Below are 23,701 nucleotides of genomic sequence, written 5' to 3'. Positions count from 1 at the left end.
CAACCGGCGGCGCGCGGACACAGATTCGGCGCTCGCCGCGACAGGCCGGAGCACCTGTGGGTAGCGGCGACGCGCCCTGGGGTAGTCTCTCGGGGAAGTTTTCGGGAGGTCAGATGGCGCAGGGCGCGAGCCACGTCAATGGGAAGCGGCAGAGCGCTCAGTCCGTGGAGCTGCGTGTCGCAGCGACGCTGGAGAACCTGGCCGTGCTCCGCACCCTGGTCGCAGCAATCGGTACGTTCGAGGACCTCGATTTTGACGCCGTCGCCGATCTGCGGCTGGCCGTCGATGAGGCCTGCACACGGCTGATCAGGTCCGCCGTGCCCGATTCCACGCTGCTGTTGATCGTGGATCCGCAGCCTGAGGCGCTGGTCGTCCACGCGTCGACCACCTGCGACAGCCCTGACATTCTTGCTCCCGGCAGTTTCAGTTGGCACGTTCTGAGCTCCCTGACCGACGAGGTGACCACGTTCTCCGACGGTCAGTCGCCGGAGGGCCAGGTATTCGGTATCTCGATGACGACAAGGCGAGCGAGTTCGTTGCAGTGACCCGGTCGTCCTCCCAGGGTTCGTCGTCACGATCGAGCTCTGAATATGCGGACGTGGTCGCCATGTTCCGGAAGTTGGAAGGGCTCGAGGAGGGCTCGGCGCCGTTTCAGCGTCAGCGCGACGCCATCGTCGAACGCTGCCTGCCGCTGGCCGACCACATCGCCCGCCGGTTCGACGGCCGTGGGGAGCCCCGCGACGATCTGGTGCAGGTCGCGCGGGTCGGTCTCGTCAACGCGGTGATCCGCTTCGACGTCAACGCCGGGTCTGACTTCGTGTCCTTCGCGGTGCCCACCATCATGGGTGAGGTTCGCCGGCATTTCCGGGACAACAGCTGGTCGGTCAAGGTGCCCCGCCGGCTCAAAGAACTGCATCTGCGCCTCGGCGCCGCCACCGCTGATCTGTCGCAGCGGCTGGGCCGCGCGCCGACGGCGACCGAGCTGGCCGCCGAACTCGAGATGGATCGCGACGAGGTCATCGAGGGCCTGGTCGCGGGCAGCTCGTACAACACACTGTCCATCGACAGTGGCGGCAGCGGCAGCAACGAGGATGCCCCGGCGATCGCCGACACCCTCGGTGACTTCGACATGACTCTCGACCAGATCGAGAACCGCGAGGCACTGCGTCCGCTGCTCGAGGCCCTGCCGGAGCGGGAACGCACTGTGCTGGTGCTGCGGTTTTTCGAGTCGATGACCCAGACGCAGATCGCCGAGCGCGTGGGAATCTCGCAGATGCACGTGTCCCGGCTGCTGGCGAAGTCGCTAACGCGGCTGCGAGATCAGCTTCAGTAACCGCGGGGGATCGCTGTGCACTGTGGTCAGTGCATTGGCAATGTCGACGGAGATCGGCAGCGTCGAGTCCGGGTCGCACAGCCTGAGCAGCCGATCGACGGCGAGGCTTGGGATCAGTGCCCATCGGATGTTCTGGCCGGCGCATTGCACGTTGAGCGTGTGCAGCGCAGAGAAGCCGGCCGTGGCGAAGAAACTCAGTCCGCTGAGGTCGATCACCAGCCATTGGGTCTGCTTCGCGTCCCGCAGGGCGTAGTTGACGAAGGCGTTGCCGTTCGCCGCGTCGAGTTCGCCGTGGGCGGAGACGACTGCGGTGGCCGGTTGCGGCCGGCGAGTCTGGAAATGCGCGGAGTGACACGTGTGCGTGTCCTCGGTGCTGTCCGGGGGTTTGACAGGCGAATCAGCCACTGTCGGCTCCATCAGTCGAAAGGATTTTCGCTCTGTGGTCGCGCCAAGGGGGCTGGACTAAAAACCTGCGCGGGCATTGCAGACCCGCGTGACGATGACGTTTCCTCAAATAGGGCTGGTTCATCAACCCGTTGACCAGACCATACGCGCACCCGGCGATCTTGGACAATGACTTTCAGCTGTTGGTCACAATTGCCGACCGCGTAGATGTCAAAATTGCCATACTAATGAAGGTTCTCGGCGAAAGTGACTGCTGCTCAACGGTATTCGAACACGGGAGTTGTCCTGGCTGCGGGCGCCGGCACCCGATACGGCATGCCCAAGGTGCTTGCTGACACCGGCCAGTGGTTGGTTTCAGCGGTAGCGGCCCTGCACGACGGCGGTTGTGATGACGTGGTCGTCGTTCTCGGCGCCGCTGTCGACGGTGTGACGATCCCTCATCCAGCGCGTGCCGTCGTCGCAGAAAACTGGGCCGACGGACTCAGTGCATCGGTGCGCGCGGGTGTGCTCGCGGTGGGCGGTGAGGCTGACCGCGCGGTCTTCTTGCCGGTCGACACCCCCGAGGTGAATGCCGCCGCGGTCAGGCGGGTGCTCGACGCCGCAGCCGGCACCGGGCTGGCGCGCGCTACTTATGCGAGCAGGCCGGGGCACCCGGTGGTGATCGCTCGCAGGCATTGGGCGACGCTGCTCGAGATGCTGGCCGGAGACGATGGCGCGGGACCGTTTCTGCGCACCCGCGACGACGTTGTCGCGGTCGACTGTGCCGATCTGTGTTCGGGTGCCGACGTCGACACGCGGTGATGTCCACCGATCGGGGGACATGACGATCCTCCGGCATAAGGCCTGATCACCGGACAGACTCCGGGCTCGCGGCGGGCGAGAGTTGAGTCATCACTCAATGAAGGAGCTCGCCATGAACCGCTTCACCCGCACCCTCGCCCTGCCTCTGCTGTCGGCCGGCATCATCGGCTCCGCCGCACTCGGCCTGGCCGGCACGGCCAGCGCTGCGATGACCGTCAACGACGACGGCAGCATGGTCGCGACACCGGACACGGTCGCGCAGCCGTGGGTCGGTTGGCCGCGAGTCGGCTATGGCTACTACTACTGGCCGCAGCAGAGCTACTCCGCGCCCAGCTGGTCGATCCAGCAGAGCCACTGACGTCCCTGCTCGCGGGGAAGGGTCGATGGTAAACGGATTTGCTGTACGCTTCCGGTAAGTATTGACGGGCAAGTCAGTCGCTGATCGCCGGGTTGCCTGATGTTATTTGCTGTATGCCAGGTGTGATCGACACATGCTCCGGCAATAGTGCTGACTGCTAACAACTTCCGAATTCACTTCAAATCTGTATACGAGCTAACAGTTAGCTGTACAGTTCCTCCTACATCGGGATGAGGGGGGATTTGTCGGTGAGTGCTGTCAGTGCCAGTGTTCGGCTGGGTTTGGCGTCAGCGGGGGTGGGTGCGGGGCTCTTGGGTTTCGCGTTGCTCGGCCCCGAAATCGGATCGGCAGCGGCGGACTCCGGCGAGACATCGGTGTCGGCGTCGGCGGGTGAGAAAGCGGGCCCGTCGTCGCCGCGCGAAGCGAGACGGGCCGCGAGGGCGGAGAGAACCGAGAAGGCCGAGGCGCGGAAGCAGCGGGTCGCCGACAAGCGTCGCGCCGACACCGATGCCGACACCGATGCCGAGGTCGCGTCGGATGAGCCTGCCGAGAGTCCCAGGAAGGCTCGGCAGGAGCGGGCCGCGGCGGCGATCAACCAGATGACCGCCGCAGCACTCGAACGCATCGACGACAGGCCGATCAGCGATGAGCGCAAGGAGCAGCTGGAAAAGAGGCTCGCCACCACCCGTCGCACGTTCTTCAACCAGGCACCCACCGTCAACCCTGTCCAGGTCACCGGCGTCATGGACGGGCCGATCAGCGGCACGATCGGCGCCGAGGATCCTGATGGCGACCGCTTGCGGTACCGGCTGGTCAAGGGGCCGTCGACGGGCTCGGTGACGGTCGACAAAGACGGCTCCTACACCTACACGCCGGGCGAGGGCTTCACCGGCGTGGACACCTTCGTCGTCGCCGCCAGAGATCTCGGGCTGCACGTCAACCTGCTCAACTGGTTCCGCCCGGGCGCCACCCGCGCCGAATCGGTGATCAACCACCGGGCCATCACGTATGACTTCACCTGGGTCGGTGACGAATGGACACCCGACCGCAAGGCGGCCTTCCAGCGGTCAGCCGACTACATCGCCGGGTTCTTGGTCGTGAGAACGCCGATCGTCCTCTCCTACGAGCTCACCGCCATCAACGATCCCGACTACCTCGTGAACGCCGATACTCTGGCGGCCTTCACCGAACCTCCCGGTCTCCTGCAGACCTCCATCCAGCACGAGGTTCTCACCGGCGTCGACGTGGAGGACGGCGCCATCCAGGCGTTCATGAACTGGAACTTCGCTTGGAAATGGGCGACCGGTGATGTCGTCGCCGACGACGAGTACGACTTCCAGAACACCGCGCGCCACGAGCTCCTCCACTCGTTCGGCATGTACTCGCTGGCCAGTTCGGACCTGAGCTACTGGTCCGTCTACGACAGCTTCCTGACCACCGCGGACGGGACTTCCCTGTTCGGCGCGGACGGCAAGCTCCGACCCGACGCGCAGGACTACCTCGACGGACTCAACGGCGGCGCCTACTTCGGCGGTGCGCATGCTATCGCCGCCTACGGCGGCAAGCCGATCCCGCTCTCGAAGTCGGGATCACCGTCTCACCTGGACCGGTTCGTGTTCTCCGGTGACGACTTCAAGCTGATGAACGACAAGAGTCCCGGGCCGGGGTGGCACGATGTGCGGTACATCAGCCCGATCGAGTACGGCATTCTGCAGGACATCGGCTTCACGCTGCGGCCTGCGCCGATCAGCTAGAGCATCGCGTCGGCGAACCGCGCCACCGCGTCAGCCCCGGTCTGAGCTGCCTGCTCGTGGCCGGGGCGGGCGCGGGTCGCGACGGCGTGACTAGCGGGGTCGAGGGTCACTTCGGCGAGCAGCTCGCCCGTCGTGGGCTCGCAGACGGCCCAGGTGAACAGCGTCTCTGACTCCCAATGGGCCAGGGCGTGCTCGACGTAGTCGGCCCGGTGCTCACCGAGGTCGGCGAGCGCGGGCCGGTCGTCGACGCGGTCGTCGGCTCGCAGCGCGCGTAAGTACCACGCGCCGGCGTTGATCTCGACGGGCTCCATGCGCTCAGTGACTGAGCGACGAGCGCGCGCTCACGCACGCGACGCGCCGCGTGAGGGCGTGCAGACACGCGCGCTCGCCGAGGGACGTCACTCGCCCTTGAGCTCGCAGAGGACGGTGCCCTGGGTGATGGCGGCGCCCGCCTCGACGGACAGGCCGGTCACCACGCCGTCCTTGTGGGCGGTCACGGGGTTCTCCATCTTCATGGCCTCCAGCACGACGATCAGCTCGCCGGCAGCCACGCTCTGGCCTTCCTCGACCGCGACCTTGACCACGGTGCCCTGCATCGGCGCGGTCACCGAGTCGCCCGACGCGGCCGCTCCGCCGCCACCGCCACGCTTGCGCGGCTTCGGCTTCTTGCGGATGGCACCCGACGGCGATCCGCCGCCGTTGCCGAGCGCCAGATCGCCGGGCAGCGACACCTCGAGGCGACGGCCGCCGACCTCGACGACGACGGTCTGGCGGGGCAGTGTGTCCTCTTCGGAGATCGGGTCGCCACCGGTGAAGGGCTCGACGGTGTTGTTCCACTCGGTCTCGATCCACCGGGTGTGCACGTCGAACTTGGAGCTGTCACCGATGAACGCCGGATCGGAGACCACGGCGCGGTGGAACGGGATGACGGTCGCGAGGCCTTCGACATGGAATTCGGCCAGGGCGCGGCGGGAGCGCTCGAGCGCTTCCTCGCGGGTGGCGCCGGTGACGATCAGCTTGGACAGCATCGAGTCGAACTGGCCGCCGATGACCGAGCCCGCCTCGACGCCCGAATCCAGGCGCACACCGGGTCCGGTCGGGATGTCGTAGCGGGTGACGGGGCCGGGGGCGGGCAGGAAGCCGCGGCCGGCGTCCTCGCCGTTGATGCGGAACTCGAAGGAGTGGCCGCGCGGCGTCGGGTCCTCGGTGATGTCGAGAGCTTCGCCGTTGGCGATCTTGAACTGCTGACGCACCAGGTCCAGGCCGGAGGTCTCCTCGGTGACGGGGTGTTCCACCTGCAGACGGGTGTTGACCTCGAGGAAGGAGATCAGGCCGTCCTGGCCGACGAGGTACTCGACCGTGCCGGCGCCGTAGTAGCCGGCTTCCTTGCAGATGCGCTTGGCCGACTCGTGGATCTCCTTGCGCTGCGCGTCGGTCAGGAACGGCGCGGGGGCCTCCTCGACGAGCTTCTGGAAGCGGCGCTGCAGCGAGCAGTCGCGGGTGCCTGCGACGACGACGTTGCCGTGCTGGTCGGCGATGACCTGGGCCTCGACGTGGCGCGGCTTGTCGAGGTAGCGCTCGACGAAGCACTCGCCGCGACCGAACGCGGCGACGGCTTCACGGGTGGCCGAGTCGAACAGCTCGGGGATCTCTTCGAGGGTGCGCGCCACCTTCATGCCGCGGCCGCCGCCACCGAAGGCCGCCTTGATGGCGATCGGCAGGCCGTGCTCGTTGGCGAAGGCCAGGATCTCGTCGGCGTCCTTGACCGGGTCCGGGGTGCCGGGCACCAGCGGCGCGTCGGCGCGGGCGGCGATGTGGCGGGCGGTGACCTTGTCACCGAGGTCGCGGATCGACTGCGGGCTGGGCCCGATCCAGATCAGCCCGGCGTCGAGGACGGCCTGGGCGAAGTCGGCGTTCTCGGAGAGGAAGCCGTAGCCGGGGTGCACGGCGTTGGCGCCGGACTTGGCGGCGGCGTCGAGCAGCTTCTCGAACACCAGGTAGGACTCCGCGGAGGTTTGCCCGCCGAGGGCGAATGCTTCGTCAGCCAGCCGCACGTGCGGGGCGTCGGCGTCGGGCTCGGCGTACACCGCCACGCTCTCGAGTCCGGCGTCCTTGCATGCTCGGATCACCCGGACGGCGATCTCTCCGCGGTTGGCGACGAGCACCTTGGAGATCTTTGAGCTGGCGTGAGTGGCCACTGCGCCTCCTGATGGCATGTCATTTCTAAGAGCGTCTTAAAGAATGTATCTCGGGGGAGTTTAGGCGGCGCAATCTGAGTCTCGGCGAGCCGGTCCCTTACCCGCCAGTAACCAGCAGCGAATTCAGGGGGCGAGCGTGGACTCGAGGATGTCCAGCGCCTTGACGAGTGCCTCTTCTGGAAGCGGATCGTCGTGGGAGACCGCCATCAACACCCCGACGATCGCTCCTGCGATCACGCGACGGTGGGCCTCGTCTGTGGATGCTCCCAGGCGTGTCCGAAGGGCGCGGGTCATCAGGTCGATCAGCTGCGTGTACTCCGCATAGAGCACTCCGCGCGCTTCCGGCAGGGAGTACAGCATGTGCTGGGCCACGATGGTGTCGTGACGTTCGTCGTCGCTCAGGCTGTCGAAGTACGCGGTCGCGGCATACCGATACGCAGCGACCGGGGAGAGCTCGGCGGGCGCCTGCTCGAACATTGCGATCACCGGTTCGGCCTGGTCGCAGATCAGCACCGCTTCCTTTGTGGGGAAGTAGCGATAGAAAGTGCGGGGGGAGACGACGGCCGCCGCAGCGATCTGCTCGACGGTGGTGTCGGCGAAGCCGCGTTGTTCGAACAGGTGGATCGCCGCCCGACGGATGGCCCTCTGGGTGGCGATCTTCTTGCGATGACGGAGACCCCGTGCCGGCTCGTAGCTCGACATTTCACCAGTGTGGCCCTCCGCGGTCATCGGCGTCTGCCGCTCGCCATTACTGATCCCCTCCGAGTAGTAGGTGCTTCAGCGCCCGTGTTGGCCGTCGGTGCGGTGGTGGTGCACGCGGTTACCGCCGGCACGCTTTGCCTGGTACATCGCGACGTCGGCCTGCGCTGTGAGCCGTTGCAGGGTGTCGGCGATGTTGGTGCTGTCGATGCCGGCGATGTCTGTGCTGGCCGTACCGACGCTGGCCGTCAGCGAGTGCTTGCCCATGGTGACGGCATGGCGGGCCTGCTCGGCGAGGGCGGGGATCTGCGTGGCGGTGACGATGTCGGCGACGAGGAACTCTTCACCACCGACCCGGCCGATGGCCGACGACACGGGCATCTCGGCGGTGAGCGCGTGGCCGATCGAGACGAGCGCGTCATCACCGGCGCTGTGACCCTTCGCGTCGTTGAGCGCTTTGAAGCGATCGAGGTCGATCATCACCAGGACGAGGTGGGTGCCGCTGCGCGGATCGTCGAGGACGGCTCTGACGACTTCGCGTTCGAACGAGCGGCGGTTGAACAGGCCGGTCAGTGGGTCGCGGTCGGTTTGGATGAGGTCGATTCCGAGTGCGTGGACGGCGATCTGGAAGACCAGCGGAACAACGGCGTTCAGTTGCAGAACGAGAACGATCATCGACGCGGCCAGGATCGCCTGCCCATCGCGGATCAATTCGGCGGAGTGGATGCCCGCGACGACCAGCGCGATGACCAGGTTGACGGCGACCAGCCGGCTGGAATGGAAGAACGCGAAGTAGATGCCCGGCAGTGCCAGCGCGGTGCATCCGACGAGGCCAATGCTGGGGACGCCGGCGATCCAGGTGGACGCGGCGACGCTGGCCGAGAAGCACAGGCCGTAGGCGACCGACTGGTTGCGGGTGGGCCAGCGCGTCAGCCACAGCACCAGCCAGCCGAGATGCAGGGCCGCAACGACGAGGCTGACGGCGAGGAAGATGCGGCCGTGCACCTGGCCCGGGTCGTAGAGGGCATTAAGGGGAAACAGGACGGCCGCGGCGGAGATCATCGCCATCCCGATGCGGACGGGACGGGCGAAACGGCGAGCGTGCAGATAGCCCGACAACCAGTCGTACTGATCGGGTAGTGCCCACCAGCTCTTGACTGCGTTCACGAGAACCCGCCGCCGTCACTCTGCGTCGACGACGTGCACCTGCACCCCGGCGGCGGCGATGCGGTCGAGTTGCTCGCGGTCGGCGGTGGCGTCGGTGACAAGGTGGTGGATCTGCGCCGGCGCGACCATCCTGGCCAGCGTCACGTTGCCGATCTTCGATCCGTCCACGGCGACGACGACGCGCTGGGCGTTCGACGCCATCGCGATCGCCGTGCGGGCCTCGGCTTCGTCGTAGGTGGTGGCGCCGATCTCCGCGGACATCCCGTCGGCGCCCAGCACCGCCGTTCCGACGGTGATCACCTGGAACGCGTGCTCGGACATCGGGCCGACCGCCTCCAGCGAGTTGGCCCGCACGAGGCCACCGGTCGCGATCACCTTCATGTGTGCGTCGACGGCGCAGTCGGCCGCGATGGTGAGCGAGTTGGTGACGACGGTGATGTGCGGCCGGCCCTTCAGCGCGCGGGCCACCTCGCCGCAGGTGACGCCGCCGGTGAGGGCGACGGCCTGCGGGCCGGGCGGGACGAGGGCGGCGGCGTGCTGGGCGATGCGGCGCTTGATCGCGACCATGCGATGGTCGCGCAGGCGAACCGGGATCTCGCTGCCGCTGGGGTCGAGTGCTCGGGCGCCGCCGTGCGTGCGCACCAGCAGGCCCTGCTCCTCGAGCTCGGCCAGGTCACGGCGCAGCGTGGCGGGGGAGACGCGCAGATCGGCACACAGCACCGTCGACGCGACCTCGCCGCGGTCCCGCAGAACCGACAGCACCTCACGCATCCGGTCGGTGCGCTTGATCGACATTCGGCACTCCTGGGCGTCCGACGGGCGAGCGATCAGTTTTCCTGATCGTTTGACCGATTGGTATTGCGCGTTCTGAGCGAGCTTCTCATAGTCAAGTGATGCACCGCACACATCTGGTGAACGAGGACACCGCGTGAGTTTGGCGTCCACCTCCGATCTCGTCGCCGCGGCCGTCCAAAACCGCTGCGCGGTGCTGGCTTTCAACGTCATCACCCTCGAGCATGCGGAAGGGATCGCCCTGGGCGTCGAGCGGGCGGGTGCCGCCGCGCTGATCCAGATCAGCGAGAACACCGTGCGATTCCACGGCGGGGCGCTCGCACCGATCACCGCGGCATGCGCGCAGATTGCCTCCGCGTCGGCGGCGCCCCTGGCCCTCCATCTCGACCACATCCAGGATTCGGCTCTGCTCGACGAGGCCGTCGCCACCGCGCCCCGCACTCGGTGTCACCTCGGTGATGATCGATGCGGCACATCTCGGTGCCGACGAGAACGTGGATCAGACAGCCGCTTTCGTTCAGCGCGCCCACGACGCGGGGTTGTACGTCGAGGCCGAGCTCGGTCAGGTGGGCGGTAAGGACGGCCGCGTGCTGGGCGCCCACGAGCCCGGCGCGCGCACCGATCCCGGCGAGGCGGCAGAGTTCGCGGCGAAGACGGGTGTGGACGCCTTGGCGGTGGCGGTGGGCAGCTCGCATGCGATGACGACGCGCGATGCCGAGCTCGACATGGCGCTGATCCGCGACATCGCCGCTGCGGTGTCGATTCCCCTTGTGCTGCATGGATCGTCAGGCGTGTCGGACGAGAACCTCGGTGGTGCGGTGGCCGCCGGTATCCGGAAGGTCAACGTGGGCACGGCTCTCAACATCGCCTATACCGGCGCGGTTCGTGCGGTCCTGGAAGACGATGCCGCACTGACGGATCCGCGCAAATATCTGGTCCCGGCCCGCGAGGCCGTGGCCGAGACCGTGGCGCATCTGTGCCGTGTGGTCGCGGGGGTGCAGGCCTGATGGGCGCGCAGATGCTGAAGGTCGATTGGCTGGCCGACACGGTCGAGCGGCACAAGGGCGGCGAGCCGGTCGGGGTGTACTCGGTGTGCTCGGCGCACCCCACCGTGCTGGAGGCGGCGATCGTTCAGGCCGCCGCTGACGGCGGGTTCGTGCTCATCGAGGCGACGTCGAATCAGGTCGACCAATTCGGCGGATACACGGGCATGCGGCCCAATGACTTTCGCGATCTGGTGTTCGGGATCGCCGACGCGCAGGGATTCGCGCGCGATCGCGTGGTGCTCGGCGGTGATCATCTCGGTCCGAACAGGTGGCAGCGGGAGAACGCCTCGGTCGCGATGGAGAACGCGGAGACGCTGATCGCCGCGTACGTTGCGGCGGGCTACCGCAAGATTCACCTCGACTGCAGCATGCGCTGCGCCGACGACCCAGACGTGCTGTCCGACGAGATCGTCGCAGAGCGCAGTGCACGGCTGCTGGCCATCGCCGAGGACACCGCGCGGCGCGCCGGCCTCGACGCGCCGGTGTACGTGATCGGTACCGAGGTGCCCGTCCCGGGTGGTGCACACGAGACGCTCGACCGGCTCACCCCGACACCCGCGGACGCAGCGCGAGCCACGCTGGCCGCGCATCGCCGCGCATTCGCCGCCGTGGGCCACGACGACGTGTGGCCGCGGGTGATGGCGCTGGTGGTGCAGCCCGGCGTCGAGTTCGACCACCTCCAGGTCATCGACTACGAGCACGCCGCCACCGCGGATCTCCGCAAGGTGCTCGACGACGAGGGGCATCTCGTCTTCGAAGCGCACTCGACCGACTTCCAGCGTCCGGCGCAGCTGCGTGAACTCGTCGAAGACCATTGGGCTGTGCTGAAAGTCGGTCCGGGCCTGACATTCGCGATGCGCGAGGCGTTGTTCGCGCTGGCGATGATCGAGACCGAACTGCTGCCGCGACCGTCGCGTTCGAACCTGATCGAGGTGATCGAGCGGCGCATGCTCGCCGAGCCGGGGTACTGGCAGGACTACTACGAGGGCGATCCCGTTGCGCAGCGCACTGCCCGGCGCTACAGCTACAGCGACCGGCTGCGCTACTACTGGGCCGACGAGGAGGTCGACGCCGCGCGGCGGATGCTGCTGGCCAACCTCGACCGCGTCGGTATCCCGCTCCCACTGATCAGCCAGTTCCTGCCCCTGCAATACGAGCGCATCCGCGCCGGCCTGCTCGACCACGACGCGAAGGCCCTGGTGGTCGACCGCGTCCGCGACGCGTTGCGGCCCTACGCCGCCGCGTGCCGCGCCGACAACCCCGGAGGTAGCCCACGATGACCCAGACGTCTGTGCCCGATCAGAAAGACGGCGGCGCAACCATTCTCGAGATCGGCCAGCAACCCGACGCGTGGCGGGAGGTGGCAGGCAGATCCGACGAGCACGCCGAGGCCTTCGTGCGGAACCTGCTGGCCCGCCCCGATCTGCGGATCATCCTCACCGGCGCAGGCAGTTCGGCGTTCGCCGGGGACATCGCCGCGCCGCTGCTGCGCCGCCATCTGCATCACCGGGTCGAGCCGATCGCCACCACCAGCATCGTCGCCAGCCCGCTCGATCACCTCGAGCCCGAAACCCCCACGCTGCTGGTGTCGTTCGCCCGTAGCGGCAACAGCCCGGAGAGCCTGGCGACCACCGCGCTCGCCGATCAACTGGTCGACCAGGTGTGGCACCTGGTGCTCACCTGCGATCGCGAGGGCAAGCTGGGCCGCGCGCACGCCGACCGGCCGGACTCGCTGGTGGTCTACATGCCCGACCGCACCAATGACTCCGGTTTCGCGATGACCTCGAGCCTGACCTCGATGCTGCTCACCTGCCTGCTGATGCTCGGTCCGGCTCAGCCGAACCAGGTCGAGGCGCTGTCGCGTGCCGCCGAACACGTGGCGGGCCTGCAGGACGACATCCGCGCGCTGGCGCGGGCCAAGAAGCAGCGCTTCGTCTATCTGGGCAGCGGGCCGCTGGAGGGGTTGGCACGCGAATCAGCCCTCAAACTCCTGGAATTGACCGCCGGTGAGGTGGTCACGTACTTCGACTCACCCCTGGGCTTCCGTCACGGCCCGAAGTCGGTGCTCGACCAGGACACCCTCGCCGTGGTCTACGTGTCCACCGACCCCTACACGCGCCGCTACGACCTCGACATCATCGCCGAGTTACGCGGCCAGCTCGGCGCCGATGCGGTCCGCGTGATCAGCGCCGTCCCGATCGCCGAGGAGTACGGCGACGCGCTGGTGCTGCCCGGCCTCGACGAGCTGCCCGACGCGCTGGTTGCGCTGCCGTATCTGGTGTTCGGCCAGTATCTCGCGCTGTTCACGTCGCTGGACTACGGCAAGACGCCGGACAATCCGTTCCCGTCCGGGGAAGTGAGCCGGGTCGTCCGCGGTGTCACCATCTACCCGATGGCCGGAGCCCGGTGATGGCGCGCTATCTCGGAGTCGACGGTGGCGGGTCGAAGACCGCGTTCGCGTTGATCGACGACGCCGGCCACGTGCTGGCCCGCGCCACCGCACCCACCTCCTACTATTTCAACGACGGCTTCGACGTCGTCGAACGCGTTCTCTCCCAGGGCATCACCGACATCTGTGCTCAGGCCGGCATCGACCCCGCCGGGATCGACGCCGCGTTCTTCGGCCTGCCCGGCTACGGCGAGGCCAGCGGCGACATCGCGGCGTTGGACGCCGTACCCGCCGGGGTCCTGGGCCACGACCGCTACAGCTGCGACAACGACATGGTGTGCGGCTGGGCCGGATCGCTCGGCGGCGAGGACGGCATCAACGTGATCAGCGGCACGGGATCGATGACCTACGGCGAGCGCCGGGGCGTCGGGCACCGCGTCGGCGGCTGGGGTGAGCTCTTCGGCGACGAGGGCTCGGCTTACTGGGTGGCCACTCGCGGCCTCAACGCGTTCAGCCGGATGAGCGACGGTCGCATGCCCCGAGGCCCGCTCTACGATCTGCTCACGGCGCGCTTGGAGATCGGCGGCGACCTCGACGTCGTTAGCCTGGTCATCGACACCTGGAAGGGCAGCCGTAGCCAGATCGCTGCGCTGGCGACCACGGTCTGCCAGGCCGCGCGCGACGGCGACACCGCCGCCAGGCAGATCCTCGACGACGCCGTCGCCGAACTCGTCGCACTGATCGAAACCACCCGCACGCTGGTCGGTTTCACCGACGACGAGACGGTCCCGGTGTCGTACTCCGGCGGCATGTTCTCCGACCCCCTGCTCCTTGCGGGCTTCACCTCAGCGCTGAGCGCGCTGCCCGCGCACTACGACCTGCGGCAGCCGCTGCTCGACCCTGCGGTCGGTGCGGCGCTGTACGCGGCCAAACACAGCGGCCACTCGTTGAGCACTGCAGCGATCGCCGAATTGTCGATGACGGCAACCACATCCGAGAGGGTGACAACATGACCGACACTACCGCCAAGCCGGCCCGGAGCTGGATCTTCTACGCCACCCTGCTGATCCTGTTCTGGGGGGTATGGGGCGCGTTCTCCGCGTTGCCCGCGAACTGGTACGGCTACCCGGACGAGATGATCTACTGCATCTGGGCGCTGACCATGATCATCCCCGCCGCGTTCGCGCTCAAGGGTCAGCGGTTCGACACCCGCAAGGAAGCCACGATCTACGGACTGCTGATCGGTCTCGCCGGCGCCGGCGGCCAACTGCTGCTGTTCCAGGCGTTGACGATCGGCCCGGCCTACCTGATCTTCCCGATCGTGTCGATCTCCCCGGCGATCACCGTGCTGATGGCAATGGTGTTGCTGCGGGAACGTATTCGCGGCCTGGCGATCGTCGGGTTGATCTGCGCCCTCGCGGCGATCGTGCTGTTCAGCATCACCAGTAGCGATTCCGACGCGTCGACGGGACCATGGCTGCTGCTGGCCGTCGTGATCTGCGTGGCGTGGGGCGTGCAGGCCTACTTCATGCGCAAGACCGCGACGCTCGGCGTCAACGAGGCCACCACGTTCGGCTGGATGGCGATCAGCGGACTCGCGCTGATCCCGGTCGCGATCTTCTCGATGGGTGGCCTGCCGCTCGACTTCGGTTGGAAAGCCCCGTTGTTGACGGCCGGCACGCAGTTGCTCAACGCCGTCGGCGCGCTGTTCCTGGTGATGGCACTGGCTCGCGGCAAGGCCTCGATCGTCGCACCCACCACCAACGCCCTGGCGCCCGCGCTGACCATCGTGGTGTCGCTGATCGCCTACCAGACGCTGCCCAGCCCGTACGGCGCCATCGGCATCGTGCTGGCGCTGGTCGGATCGACGTTGATGGTCTACGCCGACGAGAAGCGCGGTGAGGAGCCGACCGCGGCCGTGCTGGAACCCACCACGAAAGGCACCCGTCCGTGAAACCGACGATCGCGATCATCGGCGCTGGCAGCGTCGAGTTCACGCGTGAGCTGCTCGGCGACATCCTGTCGTTCCCCGAACTCGGTTCCGTGCGAGTGATGTTGCACGACATCGACGACGAACGGTTGGAGACGGCCGAGGCGATCGCCCGCGCGACCGCCCGCGCGGCCGGTGCCCAGCCCGAGGTGGTGTCGACCACGGATCGCCGTCGCGCCCTCGACGGCGCCGACTACGTCATCAACACGATCGCGGTCGGCGGGCACGAGGCGACGGTCCGTGACTTCGAGATCCCCGCGAAGTATGGCCTGAACCAGACCATTGCCGACACCATCGGCGTCGGCGGTATCTTCCGCGGTCTGCGGACGTTCCCGGTGCTCGCCGGCATCGCCGCCGACATGGCCGAGATGTGCCCGGACGCATGGCTGCTCAACTACACCAATCCGATGGCGATGAACGTGACCTACCTGCACCGGGTGGCGCCGGACCTGAAGGTGCTGGGGCTCTGCCATTCGGTGTACTGGACGATGGTCGGCCTGTGTGACGTCATCGACGTGCCCTACGACGAGGTGTCCTACTGGTCGGCCGGAGTGAACCACCAGGCGTGGGTGCTGCGTTGGGAGCGTGGCGGCCAGAACCTCTATCCGCTGCTCGACGAGCGCATCGCCGCCGACCCGGAGCTCCAGCGCCGGGTGCGGGTCGACATGTACCGGCGGCTGGGGTACTACCCGACCGAGACCAGCGAGCACAGCAGCGAATACGTGCCGTGGTATCTGCACGATCCCGACGAGGTGGCCCGGCTGCGCATCAACATCGGCGAGTACGTGTCGATCAGCGAGGCGAACGTGGCCGAATACCGCCGCATGCGTGCCGCTTTGGCCGACACCGACACGCTGCCGATCGACACCGGTTCCACCGAATACGCGCCGCAGGTGATCCATTCGCTGGAAACCGGGACACCGCGGGTGATCTCGGCCAACATCGCCAACGCCGGTTACATCGCCAACCTGCCCGACGGGCTGGCAGTGGAGGTCCCCACGTTGCTCGACTCGCTCGGCGCGCACCCGATGGCGGTGGGCGACCTGCCCGCGCAGTGCGCCGCGCTGAATCGGAACTTCCTCGGCCCCGTCGACCTGACCGTGCGCGCCGCCATCGAGGGCGACCCTCGGCTGGTACGTGCGGCGGCGATGGTCGACCCGAACACCGCCGCGTCGCTGAGCGTCGATCAGATCGTCGATCTGTGTGACGAACTGACCGCGGCGCATTCAGATCTGCTGCCCGAATCGTTGCGAACCCACCACTAAGGAGTGTCCACCGTGATCAGACGCCGCCTCTGCATCGCACTGCTCGCCGTCATCGCGCTCGTCCTCGCCGGGTGCGGGGGCGGGGGTTCGTCGTCGTCGGGGCCCACCGAGATCGCGGTGTGGCACGGCTACCAGGACACCGAGGGTGAGGTGTTCAAAGGGCTGATCGCGCAGTACAACAAGGACCATCCCGACGTGAAGGTCAACGAGCTGTACTCCAGCAACGACCTGGTGCTGCAGAAGGTGCTGACCGCCGTGCGCGGCGGCAGTGCGCCCGACGTGGCGTACATGTTCGGGTCGTGGTCGCCGAACATCGCGCAGATCCCTCAGGTGGTCGACATGGCGGACGAGGTGAAGAAGCCGGACTGGCAGTGGGACGACTTCTATCCCGCCGAGCGTGAGGCCGCCACGGTCGGCGAGAAGGTCGTCGGGGTGCCGGCGCTGGTGGACAACCTCGCGATCGTCTACAACAAGAAGCTCTTCGCCGACGCGGGCGTCGCACCGCCCAGCCCGGACTGGACATGGGACGACTTCCGCGCCGCGGCAGCCAAACTCACCGATCCCAGCAAGGGGCAGTACGGCTGGTTGCTCCCGGCCGACGGCAGCGAGGACACCGTCTGGCACTACATCCCGATGCTGTGGGAGGCCGGTGGTGACATCCTCTCGCCGGACAACGAGAAGGCGGCGTTCAATTCCGAGGCGGGCGTCAAGGCGCTGACCGTACTGCAGCAGATGGCCGTGAATGACAAGTCGCTGTATCTGGACACCACCAACGAGAACGGCCCGAAGTTGATGAACAGCGGCAAGGTCGCGATGCTCGTCACCGGTCCGTGGGATCTCAGCCAGCTCAGCGACATCGACTACGACGTGCAGGTGATGCCGACGTTCGCCGGGTCGTCGGGTGGTCACCAGACCATCGCGGGGCCGGACAACTGGGTGGTGTTCAACAACGGTGACAAGAAGAAGCAGGCAGCTGTCGACTTCGTGAAGTGGCTGTCGGCGCCCGAGCAGGTGAAGGCGTTCTCGCTGGGCACCGGCGATCTGCCGATCCGGCAGTCGGTCGGCAAGGACCAGGAGGTGCTCGACAAGCTCAACCAAAACGTGCCGGGCACAGGCGTGTTCGTGGAGAATCTCAACAACGTGAAGAAGGTCCGGCCCACCGTCGAGCAGTACCCCGACGTGTCCGACGCACTGGGGCAGGCGATCGTCGCGGTGATGCTCGGCAAGCAGCAGCCAGCCGAGGCACTGAATGCGGCCGCGCAGGCTGCGGACGCGAAGCTCGCCGAGAAGTAGCGGGAGGTGGTGACCACTGACCCCAGGTCCGGTGTGGCGGCACCGCCCGCACCGCCACCCGCCCGGCCTCGGCGCCGGTGGCGAGTACGGGGCACCGACGGGCTGACCGGGTGGGCGCTGGTCACGCCGGCGATGGTGCTGATCGGGATCTTCGGTCTGCTGCCGGTGGTGATGTCGCTGCAGTTGTCGTTCCAGAAGTCCGACCTGCTGACGCCGGAGACACCGTGGGTGGGTTTCGACAACTACCGCAAGATGGCCGACGACCCGGTGTTCCTCGACGCGATCAAGCACACGATCATCTACACGGCGCTGTTCGTGCCGGGCACCATGATCGTCGGGTTGCTGGTCGCGGCCGCGTTGAACCGCTCGGTTCGATTCATCTCGGTGTACAGGACCGCCGCGTACATCACGATGGCGGTGTCGACGATCAGCCAGGGCATCATCTTCCTGTGGCTCACCGACCGTGACTACGGGTTGGTCAACGCCGCGCTCAACGCGGTCGGGATGCCGTCGCAGCCGTTCCTGGCATCGCCGTCGCAGGCGATCTACGTGATCGTCGCGATGACGATCTGGGGCTGGACCGGGTTTTCGGTGATCGTGTATCTGGCTGCGCTGCAGGGTGTCCCGCCAGAGCTGCACGAGGCGGCCGCGATCGACGGGGCCAACGCGTTCACCCGGTTCCGCACCATCACGGTGCCGCTGCTGGGTCCGGCGAATCTGTTCCTGCTCGTGTGGCTGACCATCAACGCGCTGCAGTTGTTCGACGAGGTGTACGCCACCACCCGAGGCGGCCCACTGCGGGCGACGACGGTGATCGTCTACTACCTCTGGGATCAGGCGTTCGTGCACTTCGACGCCGGCTATGCCGCGGCGATGGCCTACGCGCTGTTCGTCGTCATCCTGATCGTCACGGCCGTGCAGTTCCGGCTGGCTCGCAGATTCGCGCACCACCCGTGACGGCCACACTGGGCAGTCCGAAACGCTGGCGGCTGCCCTTCAGCCCCTGGCATCTGGTGCTGATCCCGCTGAGCTTCCTGCTGATCGTGCCGCTGCTGTGGATGCTGATCACCTCGCTGGAGACCGAGGGGGAGGCCAACCGCTTTCCGCCGGTGCTGTTCCCGGCGAGCCCGCGGTTCGCGAATTACACCGAGGCATGGGCGCAGGCGCCGTTCGGGCACTTCTTCCTCAACAGCCTGACGGTGACCGCGGTGGTGCTGATCAGCAATCTCGTGGTGTGCAGCCTCGCCGGGTACGCGTTCGCCCGCATCCGATTCCTCGGCCGCGGAGCGCTGTTCGTGACGTTGATGGCCACGCTGATGGTGCCGTTCCAGGTGACGATGATCCCGGTGTTCCTGATCGTGAAGTGGTTCGGCGACAACGTGTGGGAGGGCCTGGGCATCGACCACATCGGCGCGTTGATGCTGCCGAACCTCGCGACCGCGTTCGGGATCTTCTTCCTGCGCCAGTTCTTCCAGACCGTGCCGGTCGAACTCGAAGAAGCGGCCCGCGTGGACGGCACGTCGCGGTTGGGTGTGCTGTTCAAGATCGTGCTGCCGCTGTCGATGCCGGCGATGTCGACGTTGGCCGCACTGACGGTGCTGACGTCGTGGAACGACTTCCTGTGGCCGCTGATCGTCATCACGTCACAGGATCAGATGACGATCCCGTTGGGGCTCAGCTATTTCCAGGGAGCCCATCATGTGCAGTGGCCGCTGTTGATGGCGGCGAACGTGATGAGCCTGTTGCCGATGCTGCTGGTGTTCGTCGTCGCGCAACGGTATTTCGTGCAGTCGGTCGCCAGTACCGGAATCAAGGGGTAGGACGTTGGCAGAGGTCGAATTTCGCAATGTGTCCCGCCGCTACGCCGGTGGCGTCGCCGCGCTGAAGGACTTGAGTCTGACGGTGGCCGACGGGGAGTTCCTGATCCTGGTGGGCCCGTCGGGGTGCGGCAAGAGCACGGCGCTGCGGCTGCTGGCCGGTCTGGACAAGCCGAGTGACGGCGAGATCCGCATCGGCGGGCAGGTGGTCAACGGGCTGGGCCCCGGGCAGCGGGACATCGCGATGGTGTTCCAGAACTACGCGCTGTACCCGCACATGACGGTGTACCGGAACCTGGCGTACGGGCTCAAGCAGCGCAAGACGCCGCGGGCCGAGATCGAGCGCCGGGTTCGGGAGACGGCGGAGCTGCTGCAGATCGGGGAGTTGTTGAACCGCAAGCCGGGTCAGCTCTCGGGCGGGCAGCGGCAGCGGGTGGCGATGGGTCGGGCGCTGGTGCGCGAGCCGCAGGCGTTCCTGCTCGACGAGCCGCTGTCGAACCTGGATGCCAAGCTACGCAACCAGGTTCGCGGCGATCTGAAGCGGCTTCATCGCGAGGTGCCGGTCACGTCGGTGTACGTCACTCACGATCAGGTGGAGGCGATGACGCTGGGGGATCGGCTCTGTGTGATGGCCGGTGGTGAGGTGCAGCAGATCGGCAGCACCGACGACGTGTACCACCGGCCCGCGAACACGTTCGTCGCCGCGTTCATGGGCAGTCCGCCGATGAATCTGCTTGCCGGCGTTGTGCGTTCGGGCGTGCTGCAGCTCGGCGGTGCCGAGCTGTCATCGGTGCAGTGCGCTGACGGCCCGGTGACGGTGGGGGTGCGGCCGGAGCATCTGCAGCTGGGAAGTGCCCAGGCGACGGGTGCGGTGCCGGCGCGTGTCGACTTCGTCGAACCGCTGGGCAGTCACGTGTTGGTGACAGCAGTGGTGGACACCCCGGAACCGACGCGGGTGATCGCGCAGGCGCCGGCAGGCGCATCGTGGGACGCGGGCGCGGAGATCGGGCTGATCGTGCCGCGGGAGAAGACGTATCTGTTCGACGCCGAAACGGGAAAGGCGTTGCCGTAGAGCGGCTTACCAGCCGCCGATGCCGGGGCCGACGCGCACGCCGCTGAAGCCGCCGGCCTTGGTGCCGGGGGTGGCGACGGGGGACTGGCGGATGGCGCCGCCGGCGGGAGCCAGGATGTAGCCGTCGCGCACCTCGCCCTGGGTGGCGTCACGGCGGACCTCGCCCGCACCGGGGCTCTTGACCCACGGGCTGGGGCGCATGTCGTCGGCCTTGGCCATGGCGGTGCCGAAGCTCATCGCGCCCGCCGTCATCGCGGCGGCCAGGGCGGCAAGCGCCAACGCCGAACGCTTCGTCATCGAGATGGTCACAATGCTCCCCCAAGGTAGGTGTTGTCTCACACGTCGTCCCCCGAGCGCCCGACGTTACAGGAATAAGTGTCGTTCAGGTGCCTCCGAGCCAGATTGCGCTGACGGTCGGGCCAGCAGCCCTGAGTGCAATCTCGCCCACAGCACCGGAGACCGGCACCTGATCAGTCTGCGGTGTCGGTCTCCGGACCGCACCAGACGCTGCCGCCCCGTCGTTTCGCGCGATACATGGCGCGGTCGGCGCGCTCGAGGGCGCTGTCGACGGTGTCGGGGGTGACCATGGCGATACCGATGCAAACGCTGCCAGGAGTAAGGGCCTCGACTTGCTCGACCAACGTCTGGGCAAGATTCTGAGCCTGCGCGACCGCGGTGTGGGGTAGCAGGACGGCGAACTCGTCGCCGCCGATGCGGGCGACGAAGTCCGACAGGCGTAAGCGCCGAGTGATCGCGTTGGCCACAGTCTGGAGGTACGTGTCGCCTGCTGCGTGACCGTCGCGATCGTTGATCTGTTTGAGACCGTCGAGATCGATCATGAACAGTGCTGCCTCGTCGGTGGATCCACGCGTTGCGTAACTCGCGAGCTCCTGGTTGAACCTGCTCCGGTTGTAGACGCCGGTGAGGGCGTCGAGCGTGGCTTGGCGACGCAGGAGCTGCTCGTCACGGCGGCGCGCCGAGATGTCCTCGATATGGGAGACGAATGACAGCGGGTCACCGGCGTGGTCGTGAATCAGGAAGACGGAGAGCCGAACCCAGACGACGTGGCCGTTGCGGGTGTAGTACCGCTTGTCCATCTGGTAGCTGGCGATCTCGCCGGCCAGCAGCCGTGACGCCTCGGCGAGGTCGATGTCGAGATCGTCGGGATGGGTGATGTCCTGGAACGTCAGCTTCGTCAGTTCCTGCGCGTCATACGCTGTGATGCGGCAGAACTCCTGGTTGGCGCGCTGAAAGCTCCCATCGAGCCCGATGACGGCCATGCCGAGCGGCGCGTTTTCGAATGCCGCGGCGAAAGTGGAGTCGAGGCTCTCGGTTCTATGAGCCAACTGATTTTCCAGAACACCGTGCAGCGCAACGCTTTCCAGCGAAACCGACGTGGCATCGGCCAGTGCTTGCAGCAGCGCCACTTCGCGATCGGTGGGCTCTCGTTCCTGCGCCCAGTAACACCCGATCGCTCCGATCGGATCTGTGCGCCGGATCGGAACCATCACCATGCTCTTGACGAAGGTGGCGCGGTAGATGTCGTGTGGGATGCGGTCGTCTCGGTAGATGTCGGAGATCCCCACGGGTTGACCGTGCTCCATCACCCATCCGCTGATGCAGGCCTCCACCGGGAAGCGTCTGCCCCGCCACATCGGAGCGATGGCGTCTTCATCGGCGTAGAAGCACATGTCGTGATCACGAAGAACGAACGTGGCGCCGTCGCAGCCCACGACCTCGCGTGCGGTCGCGGCGACAATCCTCTGTATTTCGTGCACCGTCCTGGTCATGGAGAGCTGTCCGATGACGTCGATCAGCCGCGTCATCCCGCGGAGATAGTCGGCCTCGGAGAAAGTGCGGGACTCGGCGACAGGCGGGCTGTGCGGCTGGTTTGCGCAGGCCGACTCACCGGATGTCACACCACACCCCCTCGAGTCGCGACAAATTTTAGTGCGCGTTCACCACGATCGTGCCTGTTTACGGTGCCGTCATTAATTCGTCAGTCGGCGCTTGATGCGCGTGAGCATCGCCGACATGCCGCGCAGCCGCAGCGGGCTGATCAGCGCCCCGAGCCCCAGATCGGCGTAGAAGTCGTCGGGCACGGCGAGGATGTCGTCGGCGGATTGTCCGTCCAAGCCCGCAGCCAGGATCGCGGCGAACCCCCGCGTGGTGGGCGCTTCTGCAGGAGCACTGAAGTAGAGGCGTACGTGGTCGCGGTCGTCGGCGTCGACGTGGAGGAACAGCGGGGACTGGCACTCCGGCACCGGTTCCATCGCCGCCTCTTCCAGCGACGACGGCAGCTCGGGGAGTTCGTTCGCGAACTCCAGCAGCATGGCGAGTTTGTCCTGGCCTTCGACCTCTTGGAAGTCGGAGACCACCTCGGCCAATGCCGGAGGCATGCTCACGGTGCCTCGCCGGGCGCTTCCCCGACGGCGACGGGCACCCGTACGGCGTTGCCCCACTCGGTCCACGACCCGTCGTAGTTGCGCACGCCCTCGCGGCCGAGAAGATGGGTCAGCACGAACCAGGTGTGGCTGGAGCGCTCGCCGATGCGGCAGTAGGCGATCGTGGGTCCGCCCTCGGGCAGGAACCCGTAGAGCTCGTCGAGTTCGGCTCGGCTGCGGAACTTTCCGTTGTCCTGGGCGGCCTTGCCCCACGGGACCGACACCGCGGTCGGGATGTGGCCGCCCCGCAGCGCACCCTCTTCGGGGTAGTCGGGCATGTGGGTGCGCTCGCCGGTGTACTCCTGCGGGGAGCGCACGTCGATCAGCGGTTCCTCACCCAGCGCGGAGAGGACGTCGTCCTTGTAGGCGCGGATGGGGGCGTCGTTGCGTTCGACGACGGGGTAGCCGGTGGTCTGTTTGTCGGGCACGTCGAGCGTGGTGTCGCGGTGGTCGCCGATCCACAGTGAGCGGCCACCGTCGAGCAGCCGCACGTCGGGGTGGCCGAACAGTGTGAACACCCACAGTGCGTAGGCCGCCCACCAGTTGCTCTTGTCGCCGTAGATCACCACGGTGTCGTCGCGGGAGATCCCCTTGCGGTTCATCAGGTCGGCGAACTGCTCGCCGGTGATGTAGTCGCGCACGGTCGCGTCGTTGAGGTCGGTGTGCCAGTCGATCTTCACCGCGCCCGGGATGTGGCCGGTGTCGTACAGCAGCACGTCCTCGTCGGATTCGACGATGGCCAGGCCCGGCCGGCCGAGATTGCCCGACAACCAGTCGGCGGTCACGAGCCGTTCGGGGTGGGCGTAGGACTGCAGCGCGGGGCTGGGATCAGGCGGTAGCGGCACGTCAGTCAGCCTACCGGTGAGCATTGCAGGCAT

At 67.1% G+C, this 23,701-nt stretch carries 26 protein-coding genes; 16 read left to right on the top strand and 10 right to left on the bottom strand.

Annotation, left to right across the window (positions count from 1 at the left end):
- The first annotated feature begins 113 nt into the window (after positions 1 to 113).
- Positions 114 to 545 carry an ATP-binding protein gene (locus PGN37_RS01885; protein WP_335329322.1) on the top strand — a complete coding sequence of 144 codons (432 nt, stop codon included), beginning with the start codon at positions 114 to 116 and terminating at the stop codon, positions 543 to 545.
- A 62-nt stretch (positions 546 to 607) separates the two neighbouring features.
- Entirely contained in the window at positions 608 to 1,333 is a 726-nt protein-coding gene (locus PGN37_RS01880) for an RNA polymerase sigma factor SigF (RefSeq protein WP_442932818.1), read from the top strand.
- Here PGN37_RS01880 and PGN37_RS01875 read toward each other — a convergent pair.
- Entirely contained in the window at positions 1,304 to 1,738 is a 435-nt protein-coding gene (locus tag PGN37_RS01875; RefSeq protein WP_335329320.1) for an STAS domain-containing protein, read from the bottom strand. The genes PGN37_RS01880 and PGN37_RS01875 overlap by 30 nt on opposite strands.
- A gap of 246 nt (positions 1,739 to 1,984) precedes the next feature.
- On the opposite strand from PGN37_RS01875, the gene PGN37_RS01870 reads away from it, so the two are divergent.
- From PGN37_RS01870 to PGN37_RS01860, 3 genes are all read left to right on the top strand, one after another.
- Positions 1,985 to 2,539 carry a nucleotidyltransferase family protein gene (locus tag PGN37_RS01870; RefSeq protein WP_335329319.1) on the top strand — a complete coding sequence of 185 codons (555 nt, stop codon included), beginning with the start codon at positions 1,985 to 1,987 and terminating at the stop codon, positions 2,537 to 2,539.
- A 112-nt stretch (positions 2,540 to 2,651) separates the two neighbouring features.
- Positions 2,652 to 2,897: a hypothetical protein gene (locus tag PGN37_RS01865; RefSeq protein ID WP_335329318.1), complete on the top strand. Its 246-nt coding sequence runs from the start codon at positions 2,652 to 2,654 to the stop codon at positions 2,895 to 2,897.
- A gap of 248 nt (positions 2,898 to 3,145) precedes the next feature.
- Positions 3,146 to 4,651 (top strand): Ig-like domain-containing protein, encoded by a 1,506-nt coding sequence (locus PGN37_RS01860; RefSeq protein WP_335329317.1) that lies wholly within the window; start codon positions 3,146 to 3,148, stop codon positions 4,649 to 4,651.
- On the opposite strand, the gene PGN37_RS01855 is transcribed toward PGN37_RS01860, so the two are convergent.
- The 5 genes from PGN37_RS01855 to PGN37_RS01835 all read right to left on the bottom strand — a co-directional run bounded on the left by PGN37_RS01855 (position 4,648) and on the right by PGN37_RS01835 (position 9,510).
- Complete coding sequence (locus PGN37_RS01855; protein WP_335329316.1) at positions 4,648 to 4,962, bottom strand: hypothetical protein; 315 nt, start codon at positions 4,960 to 4,962, stop codon at positions 4,648 to 4,650. The two genes, PGN37_RS01860 and PGN37_RS01855, sit on opposite strands and share 4 nt — an antisense overlap.
- An 87-nt stretch (positions 4,963 to 5,049) precedes the next feature.
- A complete protein-coding gene (locus PGN37_RS01850; protein WP_335329315.1) occupies positions 5,050 to 6,849 on the bottom strand; it encodes an acetyl/propionyl/methylcrotonyl-CoA carboxylase subunit alpha in 1,800 nt (599 codons plus the stop codon).
- A 123-nt stretch (positions 6,850 to 6,972) separates the two neighbouring features.
- On the bottom strand, positions 6,973 to 7,551 hold the full coding sequence (locus PGN37_RS01845; RefSeq protein WP_335329314.1) for a TetR/AcrR family transcriptional regulator: 579 nt from the start codon (positions 7,549 to 7,551) through the stop codon (positions 6,973 to 6,975).
- 75 nt (positions 7,552 to 7,626) lie between these two features.
- Positions 7,627 to 8,715 (bottom strand): GGDEF domain-containing protein, encoded by a 1,089-nt coding sequence (locus PGN37_RS01840; RefSeq protein ID WP_335329313.1) that lies wholly within the window; start codon positions 8,713 to 8,715, stop codon positions 7,627 to 7,629.
- 15 nt (positions 8,716 to 8,730) lie between these two features.
- On the bottom strand, positions 8,731 to 9,510 hold the full coding sequence (locus PGN37_RS01835; RefSeq protein ID WP_335329312.1) for a DeoR/GlpR family DNA-binding transcription regulator: 780 nt from the start codon (positions 9,508 to 9,510) through the stop codon (positions 8,731 to 8,733).
- A 133-nt stretch (positions 9,511 to 9,643) separates the two neighbouring features.
- Here PGN37_RS01835 and PGN37_RS01830 point away from each other — a divergent pair, with 133 nt between their 5' ends.
- The 11 genes from PGN37_RS01830 to PGN37_RS01780 are packed head-to-tail and all read left to right on the top strand — an operon-like array spanning position 9,644 to position 20,379.
- The gene (locus tag PGN37_RS01830) at positions 9,644 to 10,084 is read left to right on the top strand and encodes a class II fructose-bisphosphate aldolase (protein WP_335329311.1); all 441 of its coding nucleotides are present in this window, start codon (positions 9,644 to 9,646) and stop codon (positions 10,082 to 10,084) included.
- Positions 9,966 to 10,514: a class II fructose-bisphosphate aldolase gene (locus PGN37_RS01825; protein WP_335329310.1), complete on the top strand. Its 549-nt coding sequence runs from the start codon at positions 9,966 to 9,968 to the stop codon at positions 10,512 to 10,514. Before PGN37_RS01830 ends, PGN37_RS01825 begins: the two co-directional genes overlap by 119 nt.
- The gene (locus PGN37_RS01820) at positions 10,514 to 11,833 is read left to right on the top strand and encodes a D-tagatose-bisphosphate aldolase, class II, non-catalytic subunit (protein WP_335329309.1); all 1,320 of its coding nucleotides are present in this window, start codon (positions 10,514 to 10,516) and stop codon (positions 11,831 to 11,833) included. The genes PGN37_RS01825 and PGN37_RS01820 overlap by 1 nt, the downstream gene beginning before the upstream one ends.
- Complete coding sequence (locus PGN37_RS01815; protein WP_335329308.1) at positions 11,830 to 12,963, top strand: SIS domain-containing protein; 1,134 nt, start codon at positions 11,830 to 11,832, stop codon at positions 12,961 to 12,963. Before PGN37_RS01820 ends, PGN37_RS01815 begins: the two co-directional genes overlap by 4 nt.
- Complete coding sequence (locus PGN37_RS01810; RefSeq protein WP_335329307.1) at positions 12,963 to 13,955, top strand: N-acetylglucosamine kinase; 993 nt, start codon at positions 12,963 to 12,965, stop codon at positions 13,953 to 13,955. The genes PGN37_RS01815 and PGN37_RS01810 overlap by 1 nt, the downstream gene beginning before the upstream one ends.
- Positions 13,952 to 14,896 carry a DMT family transporter gene (locus tag PGN37_RS01805; protein ID WP_335329306.1) on the top strand — a complete coding sequence of 315 codons (945 nt, stop codon included), beginning with the start codon at positions 13,952 to 13,954 and terminating at the stop codon, positions 14,894 to 14,896. Before PGN37_RS01810 ends, PGN37_RS01805 begins: the two co-directional genes overlap by 4 nt.
- Entirely contained in the window at positions 14,893 to 16,197 is a 1,305-nt protein-coding gene (locus PGN37_RS01800; protein WP_335329305.1) for an alpha-glucosidase/alpha-galactosidase, read from the top strand. Before PGN37_RS01805 ends, PGN37_RS01800 begins: the two co-directional genes overlap by 4 nt.
- A 12-nt stretch (positions 16,198 to 16,209) precedes the next feature.
- Positions 16,210 to 17,490, top strand: coding sequence for an ABC transporter substrate-binding protein (locus PGN37_RS01795; RefSeq protein WP_335329304.1), 1,281 nt, complete (start codon positions 16,210 to 16,212; stop codon positions 17,488 to 17,490).
- 9 nt (positions 17,491 to 17,499) lie between these two features.
- Positions 17,500 to 18,447, top strand: coding sequence for a carbohydrate ABC transporter permease (locus PGN37_RS01790; protein WP_335329303.1), 948 nt, complete (start codon positions 17,500 to 17,502; stop codon positions 18,445 to 18,447).
- Positions 18,444 to 19,310, top strand: a complete 867-nt coding sequence (locus tag PGN37_RS01785; protein ID WP_335329302.1) for a carbohydrate ABC transporter permease — start codon at positions 18,444 to 18,446, stop codon at positions 19,308 to 19,310. The genes PGN37_RS01790 and PGN37_RS01785 overlap by 4 nt, the downstream gene beginning before the upstream one ends.
- A gap of 4 nt (positions 19,311 to 19,314) precedes the next feature.
- On the top strand, positions 19,315 to 20,379 hold the full coding sequence (locus tag PGN37_RS01780) for an ABC transporter ATP-binding protein (protein WP_335329301.1): 1,065 nt from the start codon (positions 19,315 to 19,317) through the stop codon (positions 20,377 to 20,379).
- Positions 20,380 to 20,385: 6 nt separating this feature from the next.
- On the opposite strand, the gene PGN37_RS01775 is transcribed toward PGN37_RS01780, so the two are convergent.
- From PGN37_RS01775 to PGN37_RS01760, 4 genes are all read right to left on the bottom strand, one after another.
- Positions 20,386 to 20,676, bottom strand: coding sequence for a hypothetical protein (locus tag PGN37_RS01775; RefSeq protein ID WP_335329300.1), 291 nt, complete (start codon positions 20,674 to 20,676; stop codon positions 20,386 to 20,388).
- Positions 20,677 to 20,849: 173 nt separating this feature from the next.
- Entirely contained in the window at positions 20,850 to 22,205 is a 1,356-nt protein-coding gene (locus tag PGN37_RS01770) for a sensor domain-containing diguanylate cyclase (protein ID WP_335329299.1), read from the bottom strand.
- Positions 22,206 to 22,370: 165 nt separating this feature from the next.
- Positions 22,371 to 22,778: a SufE family protein gene (locus tag PGN37_RS01765; protein ID WP_335329359.1), complete on the bottom strand. Its 408-nt coding sequence runs from the start codon at positions 22,776 to 22,778 to the stop codon at positions 22,371 to 22,373.
- Positions 22,779 to 22,780: 2 nt separating this feature from the next.
- The gene (locus PGN37_RS01760) at positions 22,781 to 23,668 is read right to left on the bottom strand and encodes a sulfurtransferase (protein ID WP_335329298.1); all 888 of its coding nucleotides are present in this window, start codon (positions 23,666 to 23,668) and stop codon (positions 22,781 to 22,783) included.
- Positions 23,669 to 23,701: the final 33 nt, after the last annotated feature.

Source organism: Mycobacterium kyogaense (genome assembly GCF_036946525.1).
Classification (GTDB): Bacteria; Actinomycetota; Actinomycetes; order Mycobacteriales; family Mycobacteriaceae; genus Mycobacterium; species Mycobacterium kyogaense_A.
The sequence above is the reverse complement of the archived record's forward strand: the minus strand, read 5'-3'. Positions and strand labels throughout refer to the sequence as shown.